28 protein-coding genes are annotated in these 18,106 nt (G+C 69.3%); all 28 read right to left on the bottom strand.

Translation table 11 applies throughout. The features are described 5' to 3' along the window. Positions 1–1,410, bottom strand: a complete 1,410-nt coding sequence (locus LRD69_RS14065; protein WP_277326917.1) for a phage portal protein — start codon at positions 1,408–1,410, stop codon at positions 1–3. Between the two features lie 7 nt (positions 1,411–1,417). Continuing rightward, positions 1,418–3,067: a hypothetical protein gene (locus LRD69_RS14060; RefSeq protein WP_277326916.1), complete on the bottom strand. Its 1,650-nt coding sequence runs from the start codon at positions 3,065–3,067 to the stop codon at positions 1,418–1,420. After that, a complete protein-coding gene (locus tag LRD69_RS14055) occupies positions 3,054–3,518 on the bottom strand; it encodes a hypothetical protein (protein ID WP_277326915.1) in 465 nt (154 codons plus the stop codon). The genes LRD69_RS14060 and LRD69_RS14055 overlap by 14 nt, the downstream gene beginning before the upstream one ends. A gap of 5 nt (positions 3,519–3,523) precedes the next feature. Beyond that, positions 3,524–3,679, bottom strand: a complete 156-nt coding sequence (locus LRD69_RS14050) for a hypothetical protein (RefSeq protein ID WP_277326914.1) — start codon at positions 3,677–3,679, stop codon at positions 3,524–3,526. Between the two features lie 57 nt (positions 3,680–3,736). Continuing rightward, a complete protein-coding gene (locus LRD69_RS14045; RefSeq protein WP_277326913.1) occupies positions 3,737–3,991 on the bottom strand; it encodes a hypothetical protein in 255 nt (84 codons plus the stop codon). A gap of 598 nt (positions 3,992–4,589) precedes the next feature. After that, the gene (locus LRD69_RS14040; RefSeq protein ID WP_277326912.1) at positions 4,590–6,425 is read right to left on the bottom strand and encodes a glycerophosphodiester phosphodiesterase; all 1,836 of its coding nucleotides are present in this window, start codon (positions 6,423–6,425) and stop codon (positions 4,590–4,592) included. 121 nt (positions 6,426–6,546) lie between these two features. Continuing rightward, complete coding sequence (locus LRD69_RS14035) at positions 6,547–6,723, bottom strand: hypothetical protein (RefSeq protein ID WP_277326911.1); 177 nt, start codon at positions 6,721–6,723, stop codon at positions 6,547–6,549. 208 nt (positions 6,724–6,931) lie between these two features. Further along, positions 6,932–9,079 (bottom strand): ATP-binding protein, encoded by a 2,148-nt coding sequence (locus LRD69_RS14030; protein ID WP_277326910.1) that lies wholly within the window; start codon positions 9,077–9,079, stop codon positions 6,932–6,934. Between the two features lie 85 nt (positions 9,080–9,164). Beyond that, positions 9,165–9,491 (bottom strand): hypothetical protein, encoded by a 327-nt coding sequence (locus LRD69_RS14025; protein WP_277326909.1) that lies wholly within the window; start codon positions 9,489–9,491, stop codon positions 9,165–9,167. Positions 9,492–9,507: 16 nt separating this feature from the next. After that, entirely contained in the window at positions 9,508–9,798 is a 291-nt protein-coding gene (locus LRD69_RS14020) for a hypothetical protein (protein ID WP_277326908.1), read from the bottom strand. Positions 9,799–9,854: 56 nt separating this feature from the next. Then, positions 9,855–10,169: a hypothetical protein gene (locus tag LRD69_RS14015; protein WP_277326907.1), complete on the bottom strand. Its 315-nt coding sequence runs from the start codon at positions 10,167–10,169 to the stop codon at positions 9,855–9,857. Beyond that, positions 10,166–11,020, bottom strand: coding sequence for a hypothetical protein (locus LRD69_RS14010; protein WP_277326906.1), 855 nt, complete (start codon positions 11,018–11,020; stop codon positions 10,166–10,168). The genes LRD69_RS14015 and LRD69_RS14010 overlap by 4 nt, the downstream gene beginning before the upstream one ends. Next, positions 11,017–11,388 carry a hypothetical protein gene (locus LRD69_RS14005; protein WP_277326905.1) on the bottom strand — a complete coding sequence of 124 codons (372 nt, stop codon included), beginning with the start codon at positions 11,386–11,388 and terminating at the stop codon, positions 11,017–11,019. The genes LRD69_RS14010 and LRD69_RS14005 overlap by 4 nt, the downstream gene beginning before the upstream one ends. Beyond that, positions 11,385–11,678, bottom strand: a complete 294-nt coding sequence (locus LRD69_RS14000; protein ID WP_277326903.1) for a hypothetical protein — start codon at positions 11,676–11,678, stop codon at positions 11,385–11,387. Before LRD69_RS14000 ends, LRD69_RS14005 begins: the two co-directional genes overlap by 4 nt. Continuing rightward, entirely contained in the window at positions 11,675–11,947 is a 273-nt protein-coding gene (locus LRD69_RS13995; RefSeq protein WP_277326902.1) for a hypothetical protein, read from the bottom strand. Before LRD69_RS13995 ends, LRD69_RS14000 begins: the two co-directional genes overlap by 4 nt. A gap of 231 nt (positions 11,948–12,178) precedes the next feature. Next, complete coding sequence (locus tag LRD69_RS13990) at positions 12,179–12,409, bottom strand: hypothetical protein (RefSeq protein WP_277326901.1); 231 nt, start codon at positions 12,407–12,409, stop codon at positions 12,179–12,181. A 48-nt stretch (positions 12,410–12,457) separates the two neighbouring features. Next, positions 12,458–12,637 carry a hypothetical protein gene (locus LRD69_RS13985; RefSeq protein WP_277326900.1) on the bottom strand — a complete coding sequence of 60 codons (180 nt, stop codon included), beginning with the start codon at positions 12,635–12,637 and terminating at the stop codon, positions 12,458–12,460. Continuing rightward, on the bottom strand, positions 12,637–13,278 hold the full coding sequence (locus tag LRD69_RS13980; RefSeq protein WP_277326899.1) for a hypothetical protein: 642 nt from the start codon (positions 13,276–13,278) through the stop codon (positions 12,637–12,639). Before LRD69_RS13980 ends, LRD69_RS13985 begins: the two co-directional genes overlap by 1 nt. Next, positions 13,275–13,475 (bottom strand): hypothetical protein, encoded by a 201-nt coding sequence (locus LRD69_RS13975; protein ID WP_277326898.1) that lies wholly within the window; start codon positions 13,473–13,475, stop codon positions 13,275–13,277. The genes LRD69_RS13980 and LRD69_RS13975 overlap by 4 nt, the downstream gene beginning before the upstream one ends. 10 nt (positions 13,476–13,485) lie before the next feature. Further along, entirely contained in the window at positions 13,486–13,965 is a 480-nt protein-coding gene (locus LRD69_RS13970; RefSeq protein WP_277326897.1) for a single-stranded DNA-binding protein, read from the bottom strand. A 74-nt stretch (positions 13,966–14,039) separates the two neighbouring features. Continuing rightward, positions 14,040–14,285: a hypothetical protein gene (locus LRD69_RS13965; protein ID WP_277326896.1), complete on the bottom strand. Its 246-nt coding sequence runs from the start codon at positions 14,283–14,285 to the stop codon at positions 14,040–14,042. A 3-nt stretch (positions 14,286–14,288) separates the two neighbouring features. Next, positions 14,289–14,498, bottom strand: a complete 210-nt coding sequence (locus tag LRD69_RS13960; RefSeq protein ID WP_277326895.1) for a hypothetical protein — start codon at positions 14,496–14,498, stop codon at positions 14,289–14,291. Beyond that, positions 14,495–14,893 carry a hypothetical protein gene (locus tag LRD69_RS13955; RefSeq protein WP_277326894.1) on the bottom strand — a complete coding sequence of 133 codons (399 nt, stop codon included), beginning with the start codon at positions 14,891–14,893 and terminating at the stop codon, positions 14,495–14,497. Before LRD69_RS13955 ends, LRD69_RS13960 begins: the two co-directional genes overlap by 4 nt. A 220-nt stretch (positions 14,894–15,113) precedes the next feature. After that, positions 15,114–16,184, bottom strand: a complete 1,071-nt coding sequence (locus LRD69_RS13950; protein WP_277326893.1) for an AAA family ATPase — start codon at positions 16,182–16,184, stop codon at positions 15,114–15,116. Further along, positions 16,181–17,167, bottom strand: a complete 987-nt coding sequence (locus LRD69_RS13945; RefSeq protein ID WP_277326892.1) for a bifunctional DNA primase/polymerase — start codon at positions 17,165–17,167, stop codon at positions 16,181–16,183. The genes LRD69_RS13950 and LRD69_RS13945 overlap by 4 nt, the downstream gene beginning before the upstream one ends. Beyond that, positions 17,164–17,415: a hypothetical protein gene (locus tag LRD69_RS13940; RefSeq protein ID WP_277326891.1), complete on the bottom strand. Its 252-nt coding sequence runs from the start codon at positions 17,413–17,415 to the stop codon at positions 17,164–17,166. Before LRD69_RS13940 ends, LRD69_RS13945 begins: the two co-directional genes overlap by 4 nt. After that, entirely contained in the window at positions 17,412–17,924 is a 513-nt protein-coding gene (locus LRD69_RS13935; protein ID WP_277326890.1) for a hypothetical protein, read from the bottom strand. The genes LRD69_RS13940 and LRD69_RS13935 overlap by 4 nt, the downstream gene beginning before the upstream one ends. Further along, positions 17,921–18,106 (bottom strand): hypothetical protein, encoded by a 186-nt coding sequence (locus LRD69_RS13930; RefSeq protein ID WP_277329732.1) that lies wholly within the window; start codon positions 18,104–18,106, stop codon positions 17,921–17,923. The genes LRD69_RS13935 and LRD69_RS13930 overlap by 4 nt, the downstream gene beginning before the upstream one ends.

The following is an 18,106-nucleotide window of genomic DNA, read 5'->3' as shown; positions in this document are numbered from 1 at the left end:
CTACTCCTGCAGCTGCGGGTCAGCCACGGGCGGTGTGGGCTTCGGCCCGTACTCGGCGGCCAGGTCAGGGCCGATGACCCGGTCCATGGCGGCGGTGTCCATCTGCCGCATCCGCTCGCGCTGCACCGCCGTGTACCCGAGGTCCTCGCGGCCCTGCTCGATCGGCAGCAGCCCAACCTGGACCAGCTTCACGACGGCGTCCGCCTGCTGCGCGAACGTCGGCGTTGCCGGGTTGCGCCACAGGGTCTCCAGTGACTGGGCACGCGGGTCCCACTTGCCGTCCCGGATCCGCAGGGCCAGGCGCATGGCGTCCTCGTAGGCACCGCCCCAGGCGCGCTGCTTGCGCTCGGCCCGCTTGACCAGCCGTGTCTCAGCCGAGCGGATCGCGTCGGCCGAGGGCGGGTTGTCGGTGGCCAGGCCCAAGAAGTGCGGCGGCATCCCGGACAGCGAAGCCGTGATCCGGGCCAGCTGGTTCAGCGTGCTGTGGAAGTTCGCCAGCTGGGCCTCGGGGAACTGGATGACGTCAGCGCCGTCACCGTCCGGGCCCGTCTTGCGGTTCTTCGTCGTCGCCCAGATCCGGCCGGCGATCCTCGACCACACCGAGACCGGGTTGCCGTTCTCGTCGGTGAAGTCCTGCTCGTCAACGCCGAACGCGACCCGGCGGGGCATCGCGTGGTACTCCGCGCTGACCATCATGTCCGTCGCAATTTTGCAGGCCGCGTCGGACAGCGGCAGGATGTCCGCCAGTTCGGAGACCCCGCCCGGCTTCAGCAGCCTGGGACGGTTCACGACCGGCACCACAGGCGGCACCTCGAGCCCGTGCTCGTCCCGGCTCTCCTCTTTCCAGTTGCCCGGTGTCGTCTGGGCGTAGAAGTGCGTCACGCCCGGCAGGTACAGCGTTGCGTACTGGTCCGTGATGGCGTCGGTGATCGGGTCCTGCTCGTGGTACCGCTTCAGCGCCGACCGCACCGTGCGGGTTCGCGGGTCCCAGTCGACGACCATCTGCAGCGGCGACTCCACCGTCACCAGGGGCGTGGCGGGGTCCTTCTCGTTCGTGCCGCCGACCAGGAACGCGCGGCGCATCGTCAGAGCGTCCACGTGGCCCTGCTGCGTGGCCTCGTCCAGGCCGTTGGCCTGCCAGATCTTCCACAGGTCCTCGGCCGCCGTCTCGTCGTCGGCGTATCGGAACCCTTCGACGTCCAGGCGCTCCTCGAGCGCGTCGACAACCAGCCGCGGCCAGTTGATGACGACCTGCTTGAGCTGCTCGCCCAGCTCCTCCAGAAGCTCGGGGTGCATGTAGGAGAGAGGTTGCTGGCCCTCGTAGTAACGGTTCAGCTCCTCGAGCTTGGGCTTCTGCGCTTCGTGCACGCGCGCCAGGTAGGCCACCCATTCGTCAGCGGTACGGTCCATCAGCGCATCACCTCCTTCGCCCCATCACGATCATTCGGGAGCTCTTCTTAGGCTTGGCCTGGCCTGCCGCGATCGCGTCGACCGCGGCCTCATGGGCGAGGACGGAGCAGACGACCAGGTCGATCTTTTGGTGCACGGACGCTTTCCTGAGCACGTACCGGTTCGCCGGCCTCGCTGCTTTGCGGGCGTTCCGCATGTGCAGGGACGTCGTCTGGCACCCGTCGTGCCGGAAGGTGCTGTCGGCCTTGAGGACGTCGGTCAGCAGCTGCTCGCACGCGGCGTGCATCTGCACCGGGCGGGTGGTGTGCCACTCCGTCACGCGCTTCTCGCCGTGCCGGGCCTGCCACGCAGCGACCTCGCTCGTCCAGTACGGCGGGTCCGCGTACATGCGGATCACGTCGTACCGGTCGAACATCTCGTCCACGGCGGCATCGACTTCAAGGCGCGGCACCTGACCCTCCCACTCGGCCGGGTCCCACACGGTGGGGCGCCGGTCCGGCCCATAGACCGGGGTGAACTGAAAGCCGTCCAGGGTCTCGGCCCGTAGGCCGGTCCAGTCGTCGACGTCGGAGCCGTCGAAGCCGAGGACGATGCGCGTGCCGTCTGGCGGCAGTTCCAGCGGGTCATCCTTGCGGGCGTCCCATCGGTCCTGCTGCACCCAGGCGCCCATACCGGCGACGATCCGGTTGCCGTAGAAGCGCTCGGCCTCGGCCGGCTCCTTCTCCAGCAGCTCGGCGGCCTCGCCCTCGATGGCGTCGAGGTCGATGTGCGCGCTGCCGTCGTAGACGTGGGCGTGGATACGTCGCCGTTCGGCCTTGTTCGTGTAGGACAGGCCCTTCGGTGGGAGCCGGTGGAACCGGTAGATGTCCTCTTGGTTCGACTCGGCGGTCTTCTGGGCCTGGGAGTTTTCTGACGGGTCCCAACTGTTCGTGGTCTCCATCGAGCGGCCCTGCATGCCCGCCAGGCCGCGCCGTTGAGTGGTCGCGACCTTGGTCATCTTGTTGCCGTCGGTCCAGATGCCCGTCTCGTCCTGGACCACGAAGGTGACCGGGTTGCCGAGGCGGGACTGGGCGCTCGAGGTGACGACGTCGATACGGCCGTCGTTCGGAAGGCGGATGAACTGCTCGCCGACCTTCATCAGCTCTTTGAGCGGCCCGTTGCGGATCATCGCCTGCAGCGGCCGGTAGACGTTGTCTGTCTGGTCCTCGCTGGTGGCCGTGATCTGGAGGAGCGGAGTCGTCCAGGGGCGGCCGATCGGCTCGCCCGGCTCGTACTCGTAGGCCCAGCCGCAGCTGCAGCCGTGCCTGTGGCACTCGTACCGTTCGCCGCCCTCTGCCCAGCCGCCGAAGAGGACCGGGCCGACAGCCTCGGCTGCCACGATCCCGGCTGTCCACGGGCCCTTGCCGGACTTCTGTGGTGCGACGACCTGTGCGCGCCGGTAGTGGAACGCGGTGGACAGCTTGCCCACCGTGGCAGTGGGTCGGACCCGGTAGAAGTTGGCCGTGGCCCGCAGCTGCCAGTCGTACATCTCGAACGGTTGCGGCTCGGTGACCAGGCCGCCCACCGACTGGAGTCGGCAGTGCTGGGCGATCCAGTCCGGGACGACGTACAGGGTGGGGAAGTCGAGCGGCCAGGTTCCGTCGTCAGCCGCTACCACCAGGCACCGCCCTCAGCCTGGCGCGGGCCGAGTTCGGGGCGATCGGCGTGTGGCCGGCCGTCTGCTCTTCGGCTTCCTCGGGTCGGTCGATGCGCCACCGGTTGGCGCGCATCCCGGGCGTCGTCAGGCCGAGCGAGTCAGCCATCTGCCGCACCAGCGTGGTCAGCACCGCGGCGGACCCTCGTTCCTCGGCCTCGACCAGGCGCCGCACGTACAGGGCGACTTCAACTTCCTGGCCGTACCGCTCCCAGACCAGGGCCTGGGGCTTGGACCAGAGGTCTTCCCACAGGTCCTCTTCGCGCTCTGCCTGCGAGGTCAGCGGCCACTGGGGCGTTGCGCCCTGGCGGCCCTCCGCGGGCAGGATCGTCCACTCGCCGGCATCCCTGTCGCGCTTCAGCGCGGTCGGGTCGGGCGCCGGCCCGGACCTGGTTCGTGCACCACCCTTTGCCATGTTGATCACTCCAACTGTGCCGCGTTGCGCGACGAAAGCGCCGTCACGTTGCGTGACAGCGAGGCATGATCGTTGATCAACGGACCAAGATCATCGGAGGCTCTGAACCCGGCAGACCGGGCGGCCACCTCCCCGGCGGTCCGTCTGATGATCATGATCAAGGTCCCCTCCCCGGGGTGATCATGGACCGGATGGATCTTGATGACGGTCCGTGATGATCAGCTGTCGGCCGGCGGGGTCCAGCCGAGCGCCACCAGGACGTCGTGGACGCCGGCGCCAAGGATGACCTCGGCCTCGATGGAGCCGACCGTGCTCACGTCGATCAGCTGGAGGTCGACCTCCAGCTGAGGGAGGGTGCCGGCGCAGCCCATGGTCAGCGTCAGGCCGGTGGCACCCTGCGAGATGTCGTGTCCGTCGATCTTGAGGCTGTGCTTGAGGCCATCGCTGCCGATCTCGACCTGATGCCTGCTCACGCGTTCCACCCTCCTGGCTGGTGCTGTGCCGTCTCGCTGCTGTGGCATGGCTGGCACAGGCCGCGCCCGTTGGCCGGATCGTCAGGGTCCTTGCCGGCCGCGGTGAGCTCGCGTCTGCTGAGTGGCCAGTGGTCTGCGTGCACGGACCGTTGGCCGCATGGGCTGCCGTGTCCGTGCGCCTCCTCGGTGCATACGCACCGCGGGTCGCGGGCGAGGACGGCCGGCCGGAACCTGGTCTCGTGCCCTCGTCCGTAGCCTCGCTGTCGCGCGCTGCCTCGCCGCTGCTCAGCTTCGCTGCGATGGTCGGGGCACCGACCCCCTTGATCGGTGTACTCCGGGCACCCCGGCGTGGAGCACACTCGCCAGCCTGTTCGTCTGGCCACGGTCACCTCGGCTCTGTACGGTGTCGCACCCTGGGGGTGGTGCGAATGAAGCGGATAGATGCTCCGCTGGGAATCGTCGCGGCCGGGCTGATTGTGGCGGTCGGCTGTCGAGTGGCTGGTTGGATGCCAGGCGTCGTGCTGGGCGCTGCGATCGTGCTGGGGGGCCTGGCTGTTGCGTGGGCCGGCAAGAACAAGCGCGGGCGCTGACGCCAGCCCTAGAGCTGGGTGATGACGAGGTTCCGCCAGTGCGGCTTGGTCGCCAGGTTGGTGATGCCGCCATTCGACAGCCCGAAGTACAGCCCGCGGTATGTCGTGTCGGCGATCGGCCCGGTGGTCCACCCCGTGCTGTCGGTCCGCCGGAGCTCGACCGTCGTCGCGGTGACGTCCAGCTGGAACGACATGGGGTTGTCGGCGACGACGGCCGTCGTCGGCTGCGCCGTGCCGAGCGCCGTGCCCGTAGTGACGCCGGCGGCGTGTCGGTTGAGCTGCATCTGCCCGTTGGCCCGCATGACCATGTGGTAACCGCCGGTGGCGTTGGCCGTGCCGAAGCGATAGGCGTCGTCCGAGGTCTTCCCGAAGTAGATCCCGGCGTGCTCGGTCGTCAGGGTCGGAATGCCCTCGAACCTCATGTCGAAGCTGATCCGGTACCCGCCGGCGCCGCCGACGATCGGGCAGTAGGTGCCGAGCCCGTAGGACTGGCCGGTGGAGTTGATGTACACCCAGCCAACGTTCGGGGCGTCGTCCCACTTGAGGGCGTAGGTGCTGTCGTAATCGAGGGTCGGGACGCCGCCCGGCTCCTTGACCTGAGTGGACCAGTTACTTGCGGTACGCATCGGGGTGCTGCGGCTGACGTACTGGATGTCGCTGGTCATCATGCCGACGACGCCGAGGCCGCTGAGCCGGTCGCGCTGGCTGCGTCGGTAGACGGGCCAGGAGAAGACGGGCTTGCCGCGGGCGACGATCTGAGTGACGCGGGCGTCGGCCATGGTGGTCTGGACGCCCCAGTAGTCGACGTTGGAGTCCTTGCCGTCCATAGCCGCGTCGGTGGTGCCGTCGTCGACGTACACCCAAGTCTTGAAGCCGGCGCCCTTTGCCCACGGCAGGCTCGCCGTGCCGACGTGCGCCTTCCATACGACGCTCTTGTTGGCCGTCGGGTAGAAGGTGGTCAGCATCTGCTGGAGCGGGACGACGGCGTCGTTGCCCTTGGCTTCCAGGAAGATGACGACCTTGCCGAGGAAGGTGTCGAGGACTTCGCGCAGGGTGGGGATGGGCTGGTCGGTCCACCCTTGCCCTTGCAGCGTTCGCCCGTTGGTGAGGACCCGGTTCTTCAGCTCCGGCCACGTCCACGTGTTGACCGCGCCGGTGCTGTACGTGGTCCGGGTCAGGGTCGTGTCGTGGATGCAGACGAGCGTCCCGTCGGCGGTCACGTTCACCGAGACCTCGATGGCCTGCGCCCCGGACGCCACGGCGGCCTGGTAGCCAGCCATGGTGTGCTCGGGACTGACCATGCCCTGCCCGCGGTGCCCGAAGTACGCGGGGACCGTGGACAGCAGGTTGGTGATGGTGACGGCGGCCTGGGGGACGTAGGCGGCGTTGGAGCGCGTCACCTCGCCAGCGACGGCGGTATCGGTGTACGCCTGGGCGTTCGCCTGGCTGCCGGCCGGGCCTTGCGGTCCGGGCGGGCCCGGTACGAGGACGTAGTCCCCGGTGTACGGCTCGACGGGGGCCAGGGACGCAAGGTCGATGGTGCCCATGCCTGCGGTGAGGAGTACGGGGTACGAGCGGACCTCGGCGTCGTATGGGCGCTCGGTGACGCGGTAGGTCCACCCGGTGGGGGTGATGCCGTCTGCGTCGCATGCGAGGACGGTGACGCTGAAGTCGCCGTCGACCCATGCAACTTCGGCACTGCCCATGACGATGGTGCCGTGTTCGGCGCTGGTGACGACGGGCACTTCGGGCGTGAGGACGACGCGGCCGCGCATGGGGCCACCGTCGGGGTGCGTGCGGCTATCGACCACGGTCACGGTCTGGAGGCCGGGGGGCAGGGCCATGTCGACCTCCTCCGGGTACGACGACGGCCCCGACCGGGGGGATTGGTCGGGGCCGTCGCGTTGTCTGCGGTGTCCGGGCATGCCGGATGTGCCCTCAGTGTTACACCTGCGGCTTACTGGTTCAAGCGGCGTTGACCATTGGCCGTGGTGCAACTTCGTTGAGGTCGACGAGGGTTCGGCCGGCCTGGTCGTGGCCGTGGTGGGTGAGCTTGCCGCGGTGGAGCCACACGCGGAGGGTTCCGGCCTTGATGCCGGTGGCGGCCTGGGCGGCGTACACGTCGACGAGGAGCGGCTGCATGTGACCAGTGTGCCGGTCCTGCGTGCGGTCGGTGGTCTGCGGGCGAGGGAGACGGCAGTAGGGGCCAGGAGAGGCGCTCATACGCCCGTTCTGGCCCCTACTCGAACCGCGCTCCCTGCCTCCCTGAATCGTCGTTTTACCTGATCAAGGGCGGTTTTAGGATGCAGGGAGTTGATCGGGGAGAACTCCCCGCCTCCCTGCCGCCTCCCTACGCTTCGGTTGCCTCGTCGTCGGCCTGGCCGCGCTCCTCGATGGCCCTCTCGATGCGCTCCCGGCTGACGTGCATGCGCCCGCCGTCGGTCTTGTACTCGCCGTGGCCGACGTCGTCGAGCAGCTGCTTGAGGTCGCCCGGCGTCCACTCGCGGTACTCCTGCGGGTTCTTCTCGGCGAGCCGCTGCAGCACCTCCTGCGTCCGCATCCGCGGAAGGTCGGCAAGGACGAACGCGATGTCGGCGAGAGCGTCGACCTCTTCGACCGACTCGGCCGCGGCCCGCGTGGTGACTGCGCTGCGGCGCTGCTTGGCCCGCTCGGCAATCTCCTTGGCGTGGTCCTCGTCGATGTAGTGCGTGCGCACCGTCACGGACGTCTGGCCGGCGGCCAGCTTGATGCCGTCACCCGCGACGACGACCGTGCCCTTGTCGAGGCCCTGGCGCAGCTTGTGCGGTGCGGCGCCCCCGTCGATCGCTGCGTCCCCGATCGCCATGCGGGCCTGCGACTCTGTGCCGAGGACCAGCGACGAGCGGATGTGGTTGCCCTCGCGGGACCGCTTCGGCAGGTTCTCGTTCGTCGGGTCCTGCGTGCCTTCCCACGTGGTGATATTCACCGCGCGCCCCTGGTCGTGGATCGCCTTTATGGCACGGAAATACCTGCTCGTCGCCTTGGAGCCGCCGTAGGGGATCTTGTTGCCGTCGACGGCCCCGGACCCGTAGGCGACCTGCGCCTCGTCGACGATGACGACGATCGGGTGGGCCGTCTTCCCGTCCGGGGAGAGCAGCCGCCGGTTCATCTCGCGGACCGCCTCCTCGGCCATCTCGGTGACCGCCATGACGTGCTCGTCGGTCGGCCCTTCGATCAGCACGGTGGCCAGGCCCTTGAACATCGCCCAGTCGCCAACACCCTTGAGGTCGCCGAGGCGGAACTCGACCGTCGGGTCGGACGCCAGCCACAGGGCCAGCGCCCGCAGGCTCGCGGTCTTCCCCTGGTTCGACAGCCCGGTGATGAGCAGCATCCGCTGAAAGAGGCTGATCAGGGCCGCGTCGCCGCGGAGATCCTGCCCCCACGGGGCCCGCCCGGTCTTGTAGTTCGCGGTCACATCCATGTCGGTGACCAGCGGAGACGGGCCGATCGGCTCGTCCAGGGCGCCGCTGTCCGCGATCCACAGGCGCACCGTCCGCGGCGACGGGGGGATCGTGATGAACACCTCGTGCTCATGCCGGTTCAGGTTCTCCGCGAGCTTGCGCCGGCGGCTCTGAATCTCCGCGGTACTGACCCCGGACGGCAGGTGTACGTCGACCTCGACACCGCACCCGGCGATCGTGATCAGGCTGAGCATCTGCGCGCCGACGTCGCCCATCTCCTTGATGGCCGCCTTCAGTGCGGAAACGCCCAGGTCACGCATGGCGGTGACCACGATCGACGGGGTGATCGGTGCCCCGTCGCCGCTGCGCACGTTCGCGGGCAGCGCCCATTCCGGGGCGGTGTGCATCTGCCGTCCGACGGCCCACAGTCCGGCGAGGATGGCCCACGGCAGGATCATCGAGGCGACGCCCCAGACGACCGTGCCGATGATGACGGCCCACCGGATCGCGTCGACGAGGAACAGCGTCGGGGCGAGGACGTCGCTGATGTCCTTGTTGGCGACGGCCAGGGCGACCCCGGTGCCGAGCAGCAGGCCGGCGCCAACTGCGGTACCCGCCACGGCGCTCTTGGCCAGCTGCTGCGGGGACGTCAGCATCTCCATGCGGCGGCGGTGACGGGCGGCACGGAACTGCTGGCCACGCTCCTCCCACTCCTTGGCCTCTTCAAGGTTCCCGGCGGCCTCGGCGGCGCGGATCATCCGCTCGTACCGTGCGGCGCTGCGGGCGTCCCAGGCGCGGCGGATGACGATCCGGGTGCCGCCGGCCAGGTAGCCGCCGTGGCGGACGACGAGGTGCCCGGCGGTGCGGGTGCGATCGTGGGTGGCGACGTGCTTGACGGCCCGTCCAGCGCGGACGTACAGGCGCGGCCCAGGCGGCTTGACCAGCGGTTTTACCAGGTTGGCCGGGGCGGTGGTCGTCTTGTCGAGGGCGTCGGGGCTGATGGGGCGCAGCTTCTCAATGGCGTGCCCGTTGACCGGGCGGACGATGCTTTCGGTCATGATGTGGGTCTCCTGCTCTCTGGTGAGGTGCGGGGGCACGGGGCGGCCGGCTGTCTTGGCGGATGACGGCCGCCCCGTGGTGTGGCTAGTCGCGGCGTTCGGCCCGGTTCACGGCCCGCTCGGAGCGCCTGAGCTGCTGCTCGGCATCCCGCACCTGCCGCCTGGCCGCGGCCCGCTCGGCCCACGGCGCGGTGCGCAGTGTGGCCTTGGCGGTAGCGACGGCCTGGCGGTCCTTCTCCCGTACCGCGTGCAGGGCGTTGAGCTCCCGCTGTCCGCGCTCGGCGGCGACTCGGTCGATGGCGTCGATACGGGCGTTCACCTTCGGGTCGACGCAGTCGGCGAGGGCCTGGTGGAAGCCCTGGCGGAACAGCTTTGCGCGCTGCCGCTTTTCTGCCGGGGTGTAGCTGTACATGGGGCTCTCCTTCTGGTCAGGCAGCAGGGGCGGTGCGGTGGTTGTGACGGCAGATCGGGCAGGTCTTCTCGTTGCCGTCGATGGCCCAGGCGAGGCCGAGGTAGAGGCCGACCGGCGTGAACGCGGCGGCGATGGCGATAGGGGCGGCCAGCCAGAGGAAGACGGCGACGGCGATGCCAGCCGTTGTGACGACGGGGTTGGTGCTGAGGTGGTGGATGGCCTGGGCGGTCTTCCTCACGGCACGGAAGAGGGCGTGCACCTCGAAGGTGATCCGACTGCGCCAGGTGTTCTCGGTCTGCGTGGTCATGGCTGGTCCTCTCGGTGGTTGGGGTGATGGGCGGTGGTTTGCCTTGTGCGCGGGCATCAGTCGCCGCCCTTGCGGATGTCCTGCCACACGGAGCGCAGGATCAGCAGGCAGATGGTCAGGGCCACCGCGGAGATGGCTACGGCGATCGCGGACACGGCCACGGTCAGCAGGAACACCGACCCGCCGACCCCGATACCGATCCACTTCGCGGCGCCCCCGGACGTCCGGGCTGCGGGCTGCGGGTGGTGACAGGCCGGCGCGTGCTGCTGCGCCTGCTGTGCGGCGGTGACCGCGGCGAGGATCACGGCGTACTGATCGGACTGGCGGGCGGCGTCGATGGCTTCCTGCGACGCCTTGCTGAGGTCGCTCATGACCGGCTGCTTCCTACGATGTCGCGGCGGAGGTCGGTGGCGTCGCGGCGAGACAGCCCGTACTCCTCGCGGAGCCGTTCGATGGTCACCTGCTTGCCGGTCTCGGATACCAGTTCCCGGTTGAGCTTGCGGGCCTGTCGCCGCAGTTCAGCGTGGGTGATGGTGACCGGGACGGTGACCACCTGTCGGGGTTCGGCGGCGGCCAGGTTGCTGGTCAGCTCGGCCGGGCGCTGATGGTCATCGATGGTGTCGAGGGATGACCAGTCGAGCATCTTCCAGTCGGTCTCGATCGCGGGCCGGGTGACCACCTGCTCGGGCTCGACGGCGACTCGTTCGATGGTCACCTCGGTGGTCGGCTCGGGGGCGACGATGGGCAGCAGGGTGACCCCGGCGGGTACCACCTCGGGGCGGCGTCGGATGACCACCGGGTCGCCGTACACCCTGGCGACCTTGGCGGCGGCCAGCTCGGCGTGAAGGTTCCGATCCTCGACTGGCGCTGGCAGTGCCTCCGTTGCCTGCTGAGCAATGGAGGGTGCCTCGCTGAGCCGGTGAACGCGCCACAGGACGAGCGGGGCGATCGCAGACACGGCGACCACCAGCGGCCACGACACCGGAACGATGCCGGAGCTCACCAGGTGCGACGCGGCGTTCACGAGGATGAGGGCGATGACCGCCGCGGTGACGTCCCGCTTCGCCCGCAGCGCCTTCACTGCGTAGATGTCGAGGGCCCCGGGGACGCCGGCGGCGACGTAGGTGCCGAAGCCGCAGGCGCGGGCCAGGTCGTACTCCGCTGACGCGAGGACGACGAGGACGGCGATCAGGGCGCCCCACAGGAGCGGGTCGCGCTTCACTGGTTCTCCTCGGTGAGCAGGGCGGCGAGTTGCCGGGCGTGGACGCGGAGGACGGCGGCGTGCTCGACGAGGGCGTCGGCGGCCTGGAGGAGGCCTGCCGGGTCGAACTCGTGCCACTGGTCCAGCTCGATCACGGCGTGGATCCGGCTGTCGGTCGGGCTGAACGGCCGCCAGGCGAAGAACACGGGAAGCGCGGCGGCGAGCCCGTGGCAGGCGGTGGGCACGAGGAGCGGCGTCTGGGTGCCGTAGTGCTCGATGTCCACCCGGTAGCCCTCGGCGGCATGCGGTGCGATGCACCACTGGGGCTCAGGGATTACGAGGGCGCCGTGGTCGGCGGTGTGCACCGTGACGGTGCGCGGGGCGCTCACTGGCCGGCCTCCGTCCGCGGGGTGCCGTAGTGGCGGTAGCCGGTAGGCGGGTGCTCGGCGAGGCGTTCCCGCAGGTATGTGGTCGTCCACTCGACGCTCATCTGGGGCTTGTCGTCGAGGACGCTGCGGAGCGCGATCGCCGCGTGCATGGCGCGGTCGGCCAGGATCTGGTCGTGCGTCTCGGTGTCGCCGATGGTCGCGGGGTGGGGGATGTCGAGCGCTTCGAGCACGGCCGTGAGGAGGTTGCGGGTGGGGTCCGTGCTGCTGGCGCCATCGTGGAACGCGGTCACTGTGACACCCCCTTGGCAATGAGCCGGAGGAGCTCGGCGTACTCGCCCCTCGTCTGGTTGTCGCGGACCCGCGGGGCGGCGGCGAGGAGGTCCTGCTCGGCGGCGAACGCCTTCTCGGTGGGGCCGTGCAGCTGCTCGGCGAACACGAGGGCCTGGGCGAGTCGGGTCGCTTCGAGCATCACGGCGTTGGGCCGGTGGGCGTCGAGCTTGTCGGCGAGGAGGCCGAGGAGGGTGCGGGTGTCGTCGCTGAGGACGAGGCCGGCGCTCATCGGGCCACCGCCGGCCGGGGGTTACGGACGCGGCGCAGGGCCTCGTCCATGTCCGGGTCGCTGTCACGGGGGTCCGGCGGGGATACGCACACAGGGGTGCGCATGGAATGATCGGCCATAGCCGATGCCTCCTGGTCTAGTCAGGAAGTGCTCGGTCAGGGAGTCGGGCGACGCGCGCGCCCCTCCGGTGTTCGAGCACCGGGGGGAGCTGTCGTCTGGCTCCCGTCGTGCTTATGCGGTTGTCGGGTCCGTTCGAGCGGGCCCGTTCTTCTTGATCGCCTGGTCGATGGCGGTCCAGCTCTTGCCGAGGTCTTTGGCGACCTTGTAGACGCTGCCGAGTTCAGCGACGCCTTCGGCGAGTGCTGCCGCCCTGCGTTTGGCGGCTTGTGACACCTGGGCTTGGAGCTGTTCGAGCAGCTCGTCCTCCTGGTGAACACGTTCCCGCCAGGGCTTCGTGTCCATCGCTGACACGTTATCACGGGGAGGGTGTGACAGTCGAGCGGTTCGCACTCAACTCACCTGCGTCCGAGGTCTGTTACCTGCCCGCTGGAACGCGTCATGGATGAGCCGCTGCGCCTCGGCCAGGTGGCGCGCGCAGATCTTCAGCTCGGCACCGGCGTCGACCGCCTCGCCGGTGCACTGCACGCCGCGGCCGGTCAGCACCCGGCAGGTCACGTACTTGGCGGCCATCAGGCGGCTTCCTTCTCGTCGTGGTCGATGAACTCCTTCAGCCCCGCCCAAGTGGCCGGCGGGAACGCGCAGGTGCACCAGGGGCAGGTCACGACGGTCTCACCGCGCCGGTAGGTGAGGATGGCGCCGCAGATGTTTCCGGACTCGTCAACCGCCGGGCACTTCCCGAGCCGGATCCCGCGCTCGGCCGGATCGAGCGGGGCGATGATCGAGCTGACCGACTTGGTGAGGTCGCGGATCTCCTCGGCGAAGGTGCCGGCGTCCGGCCAGCTGACCGCGATCCACGGCATGTTGGCCAGCAGCCCGGACACCGCGGCCTTCAGCCGGCCCTCGACCGACCCGGCCGCGACCGGCTGTCGCATGCCGCGCTCGAGGCGGACGGCGCTCAGCCAGTCCTCGACCACGCCGACCATGCCGCCCGGGCCGCGCAGGTCGAGGATCGCCTCGACAACCGGGAGCGGGGCGGGGCCGCCCTTCCCGCTGCGGCCCTGGCTGACAGCGGCGGACGGGGTGAGGAACGGCAGCAGCCCGTCGTACAGGCCAGGCAGGCACTCCAGGCGCACCACGGTGGCCTTGGTGCAGCCCGGGCACAGGTAACCGCCGGTCTCGTCGGGCTGCTCGCACAGCAGGCAGGTGGTCACCGGGACTCCTGCAGCTGGACAACGGCGTCCCGCCAGTTGTCGGTGGCGTGGCGCTTGAGGGTGCGCTGCAGCTGGTCTTCAGCGGTGCGCTGGGCCCGGCGGTCATCGGACATGTTGCCGACCAGGACGACGGCGGAGGTAATGAGCACGCCGAGGTTGATGCCGGCGGCGAGGGTGAGGGCGTCGTGGGTGTTCATGGTCTGCCTCTCAGAAGGGGGGTTCGTCGGAGTAACCGGGGTGGCCACTGCCCCATCCGCCGGCCTGCTGCGGGGGTTGGGCGTCAGCCGTTGCCTGCTGAGCAACAGTTGCCTGGCCGCCGCCGACCGGGTTCTTCGTGACCTTCGCCGAGGCGCGGAGTAGCGACGGGCCGACCTCGTGGACGTCGATCTCGTACACGGTCCGCTTCACCTGCTCGCGGTCCTCATACGTGCGCTGCTTCAGCTGGCCCTGGACGATGACTCGCATCCCGCGGGTCAGGGTCTCGGCCGCGTTCTCGGCGGCCTGCCGCCACACGGAGCAGGTGAGGAACAGGCCTTCGCCGTCCTTCCACTCATTGGTCTGCCGGTCGAAGATCCGAGGGGTGGAGGCGACGCGGAACTTGCAGACGGCGGTGCCGGCCGGGGTCCATCGAAGCTCGGGATCGTCGACCAGGTTGCCGACGATCGTGATGACGGTCTCGCCACTCATGGCGTACTCCTTCTGTGGTGTGCTGGGTGGGTGGCCGGGCCCGATATCCGCGGGCCCGGCCGGTGTCGTGCGGGTCAGACCTGGTCCTCGTAGATCGCGCCGGTGAGGATGTCCTCCGCCATGGACGTGATGACGTCCCGGCGGGTGAGAGCTCCTTGCGCGGTGGGTGCGGGGTAGTCGGCGGGAAGATCCCGCTCGACGGCGTCGACGACATCGGCGGTCTTGAAGGTGATGCCGGAGTGCGCCGCGAGGCCGGCGATCTGTTCCACTGCCTTGTGGGTGCGGCCGATCAGGTCTTGGGCGAGCGTCTGCATGTCCATGGATCAGTTCTCCTCGGTGTCGTTTGTCTCCTTCGGGGTGACGGAGACAGATCCGTCCGTCGTGCGGACGGAAAGGTTGCGGAGCTTGGCGGCGTGGCGGGCGGCGAGGCCGCGGCGGCGGGCGGCGGACAGTTCCTCGCGCCGCCGCTTCGCTGCCTGGATACGAATGCGGGCGGCCTCTATGCGGGCGGCCACGACGTCGTCGACGTTCACGGCTGGCCGCCAGGGTCGGCGGGCGGGACCAGCTGTCCGCCGAGCGGCCCGTCGTCGACCTGTGCCACCCCGTCGGGGTCGGTGAAGATCGGCGATCCGTAGCCAGCCGTATCGATAGCCCAGCCGAGGACCAGGTGCGAGGTCTCGCCGTCGACTACGAGGCGCCAGCCCTGGCCGGGGAGCACGGCGACGATCGCCGGGGCTTGCTCCAGCCCGCGGAAGTCAGGCAGCGAGGAGGCCGGGACGCGGCAGCCGAGGCGCTTGTCGACGACGAGCGCGTCGCCGTCGGTGGACCAGCCGTCGACCGGCACGGTGTGGCCGGGCTGCTTGAGGCGCTTCTGCTCGTCGGAGCGGTAGCAGGCGATCCAACCGGTAGGGGTGGGAGTGACGGGCATGAAAGTTCTCCTTCTGTGGTCCCTCCGGCCTCTCGTTTCTCACTTCTCACCCCCTAAGAGAGGGGGGGTGAGTGAGAAAGTGGGCCGGGAAGTGGGAAGGGCTTGAGAATCTGAGAATCAGCAGGTCAATGCCGGTTCGGGCAGTGAGAACGTGGTGAGAACGTGAGAATCAGGGCGATTCCCGAAGGGGCGATTCTCACGCGGAAATGAGAAGGATTTTTCACGCAGCGTCACCGACCGACTCCCGGATCGTGGCACCTGGTAGTGCCCACCGGGGCTGCTTCTCGGTTCCCACCTGGCGGAGCAGGCCGAGCCGCTCCAGCTTTCCGATGGACCGGTAGCCGCTGGACGTGGGTACCTCGGACGCGGCGATGATCTGGGACCGCGACGCCACACTGTTGGCGAACGCCTCACGCATGATCGTGAGGATCGCCTCGTCGTTCTTCGTCAGCTTGTCCTCGTCGCCCGGAGAGCCGAGCCGGTTATCGAGGACGACCGACTCCAGGACGGGGCGCATCTTCAGGAAGACGGTGTCGAAGTCCTCGACGTCCTTCTGCTTGTCGCAGTGGACCTCGACGTAGTCGTCGTTCTTGACGACCTTCACGATGGACGTGGCGGCACCGTCGAATGCCGAGGCGCCGCGCATGTTCTCGCCGTTCCTGCCCGAGTGGTGGATCATCAGGACGCAGGCGCCGGTAGCTTCACGCAGCTGGTCGGCAGCGGCAACGACGTTGCCCATCTCGCCGTTGTCGTTCTCGTTCGAGCCGACAGTGCATCGGGCCTGGGTGTCGATCACGATCATGGCGGGCTTCATCTCCTCGGCGAGGAGACAAAGCGCCGCAAGGTCGATGCCGTTCAGCAGCTGGACAGCCACTGGCAGGAACGTCACCCCCGCCATGGCGACACGCGTGTTCTGCTCCCACGCCCTGACTCGCCGGCGGATGCCCGATGTTCCCTCGGCCACGAGGTACAGCACGGCGCCGCGGCTGATTTCGCGCATGGCCCACGGCAGCCCATTGGCGACGCACCCGGCCCAGTCGATGGCGATAAAGGACTTGCCGGACCCCGGCTTGCCGTAGATCCAGGCAAGGGAGTCGCGAAAGAGAACGCCGTCGATGAGGGGGACCGGGTCGGGCAGACCATCAAGCCCGTTCGTGTCGACCAGTGCAGCCTTCAGCTTGGCGAGCCGGACCTGCGTGGGGTTCTCGCTCTCCCCGTTGGTCATGTCCTCGGGCGGTTCCTCGTCGCCGAAGAACCGGGCGGCCGCCTCGTCGAACTCGGTGGTCGTCATGCCGCCGCCCACGTCTTGTCGGACGGGCGACGGGCGGCGCTCTGAATGGTTGCGAGGATCTCGCTGTCGGTGAGGCCGACGGACTGGCCTGCGGCGACAAGTGCGTTCTCGGCCTCGTACAGGTCGATGGCGCCCTGGTCCGCGGTCTCGTGTGCGCGGCAGGCCGCGAAGTACAGGCTCGCGTTGCGGTTGCCCTCGCCTGCGTCCATCACGTGCTGCACCAGCGTCTCGACGGTCCAGTGCTTTCCGGGCCGGCGGATCCCGGACAGCGACGACTGCCGACGGGGCTGCCCAGGGATGCGCGGCTTCTCCTTGCGGGGCAGCAACGTGCTGGGCCAGGCGACGACCGGCTTGTGGAAGACGTTGCCGGTGCCGGGCCACTGATAGCGGTAGCCGGAGGAGTGCACGGACGGGGCGAGCAGGATGTACCCGTTGTGCTTGAAGTCGATCCCGGGGAACGGCTCGCCGGGGAGGTCGAAGCCGGGGGAGAGGTACAGCATGTGGAGGCCGTCGCCGCCGGTGATCTGCATGGTGGTGCCGGGCAGGACGCCGACGCGCTGCTCGAGGGCGCACAGCGAGTCGTGGCCGCCGTTGCGCGGGTCGACGTCGAGAACTGCCCAGCCGTTGAGCTTGCACGGGGCGCCGACGTTCGCGTCAGGCTCCTCTGTCCACCACCTGTGGATGAGCTCGGGATCGGTGGTGGCTGCCCAGAACCCGTGGCAGGTGGCCACCCCGCACTGGCATTCTTCGGGCCGGTGCTTGATGTAGATGCTGCTCTTGGTGTCGCAGCGGGGGCAGTTGGCGTAGGGCGCTTTGTTGCGGCGGACGCGGAAGACCTTGATGCCGAGGGCGGCGTAGGCCAGCGCTGCGTCCAGGGGGACCGCCGGGATGGTGACGTTCACGAACGGGCTCTCTTCTGCGAGCTGGGGGTACGGGGTGTCCGTGGGCCCGGGGCGCGGCGGCACCCCGGGCGGGGTGGTCACCCGGTGTTGCGCAGCTGCTGGTCGAGCTCGTCGGCAATGGCAGCGATGGTGTTGATCCAGCGGCGCTTCGCTGCGTGGCGGCAGACCTGGCTGGGCTGTGCTTCGAGGTCGGCGCGGATGGCGCCGAGCGTGACGTGGAAGCGGGCCTGTTCGGCGGTGAGCGCCAGGTGCTGGGCGCCCTGCTCGTCGACGGCGGGCAGTTCTACGGGGTTGTCGACCGGCCACTGGCCGCGACGGCGCTCAGTCACAGCTGACCTCCAACCCGGTAGCTACGGGTCGGCTTTCCGCCGTGCGCGATCCAGCCGAGTTCCTGTTGGTCGGTGCGCTCGGGCATGTCCATCCATGTGCGGGCCCAGTTCCCGTTTGGCATGCGGACGGGCGGCGGATATCCCCAGGTGTGGGCGAGCGAGCCGATGGGCGCCAGGACGGCGTTCCACTTGCCGCGCGTCTCGGTGCACACCCACAGGTCGTGAGCATCGTCCATCTGGGCGGCAGCCCACCGGTAGCCCTCCATCAGGCCGCCGTTCCGCCGGGCCAACTCGGCGATGCCGGTGAGGGACTCGACGGCGAGAAAGGCGTCGACCCAGTGGCGGCCGCGAGCATCCTCGAAGAGGGCCGCGACCCGGACGTCGCCCAGGAGGTAGGTGGGCCCACTGTTGCCGAGCCAGCGCGTCGAGGTAGTGAGGGTGAACTCGGCTCGCTCGGCCTCGTTGAAGGCGCGCATGGCTGCTTCGAGCTGTTGCTTGTGGTCGCTCACGCTGCCCGCTCCTTGTGGTCGGTCGGCTGGTGGAAGGCAGAGCGGATGCGTGCGCGCTGCAGGTCGGTGAGGGGCGGCGCTGAGTCGGCGATGCGCCGGATGCGCGCCCAGTACGCGGCGTCCCCGTGGTCGGCGCCGGCCGGGCGGCCGGGGGTGTCCTCGGCCAGCGCGGTGGTGTGCAT

The organism is Streptomyces sp. JH14 (assembly GCF_029428675.1).
Lineage (GTDB): Bacteria > Actinomycetota > Actinomycetes > Streptomycetales > Streptomycetaceae > Streptomyces.
The sequence above is the reverse complement of the archived record's forward strand: the minus strand, read 5'-3'. Positions and strand labels throughout refer to the sequence as shown.

Bases quoted from the DNA above. Each gene is read 5' to 3' on its own strand.
- LRD69_RS14025 (WP_277326909.1), bottom strand. From the start codon at position 9,491: ATGTACAGCTACACCCCGGCAGAAAAGCGGCAGCGCGCAAAGCTGTTC.
- LRD69_RS14015 (WP_277326907.1), bottom strand. From the start codon at position 10,169: ATGAGCGACCTCAGCAAGGCGTCGCAGGAAGCCATCGACGCCGCCCGC.
- LRD69_RS13990 (WP_277326901.1), bottom strand. From the start codon at position 12,409: ATGGACACGAAGCCCTGGCGGGAACGTGTTCACCAGGAGGACGAGCTG.
- LRD69_RS13970 (WP_277326897.1), bottom strand. From the start codon at position 13,965: ATGAGTGGCGAGACCGTCATCACGATCGTCGGCAACCTGGTCGACGAT.
- LRD69_RS14030 (WP_277326910.1), bottom strand. From the start codon at position 9,079: ATGACCGAAAGCATCGTCCGCCCGGTCAACGGGCACGCCATTGAGAAG.
- LRD69_RS13995 (WP_277326902.1), bottom strand. From the start codon at position 11,947: ATGAGCGCCGGCCTCGTCCTCAGCGACGACACCCGCACCCTCCTCGGC.
- LRD69_RS13975 (WP_277326898.1), bottom strand. From the start codon at position 13,475: ATGAACACCCACGACGCCCTCACCCTCGCCGCCGGCATCAACCTCGGC.
- LRD69_RS14055 (WP_277326915.1), bottom strand. From the start codon at position 3,518: ATGGCAAAGGGTGGTGCACGAACCAGGTCCGGGCCGGCGCCCGACCCG.
- LRD69_RS14020 (WP_277326908.1), bottom strand. From the start codon at position 9,798: ATGACCACGCAGACCGAGAACACCTGGCGCAGTCGGATCACCTTCGAG.
- LRD69_RS14035 (WP_277326911.1), bottom strand. From the start codon at position 6,723: ATGCAGCCGCTCCTCGTCGACGTGTACGCCGCCCAGGCCGCCACCGGC.
- LRD69_RS14065 (WP_277326917.1), bottom strand. From the start codon at position 1,410: ATGGACCGTACCGCTGACGAATGGGTGGCCTACCTGGCGCGCGTGCAC.
- LRD69_RS13950 (WP_277326893.1), bottom strand. From the start codon at position 16,184: ATGACGACCACCGAGTTCGACGAGGCGGCCGCCCGGTTCTTCGGCGAC.
- LRD69_RS13985 (WP_277326900.1), bottom strand. From the start codon at position 12,637: ATGGCCGCCAAGTACGTGACCTGCCGGGTGCTGACCGGCCGCGGCGTG.
- LRD69_RS13965 (WP_277326896.1), bottom strand. From the start codon at position 14,285: ATGGACATGCAGACGCTCGCCCAAGACCTGATCGGCCGCACCCACAAG.
- LRD69_RS13955 (WP_277326894.1), bottom strand. From the start codon at position 14,893: ATGCCCGTCACTCCCACCCCTACCGGTTGGATCGCCTGCTACCGCTCC.
- LRD69_RS14040 (WP_277326912.1), bottom strand. From the start codon at position 6,425: ATGGCCCTGCCCCCCGGCCTCCAGACCGTGACCGTGGTCGATAGCCGC.
- LRD69_RS13930 (WP_277329732.1), bottom strand. From the start codon at position 18,106: ATGCACACCACCGCGCTGGCCGAGGACACCCCCGGCCGCCCGGCCGGC.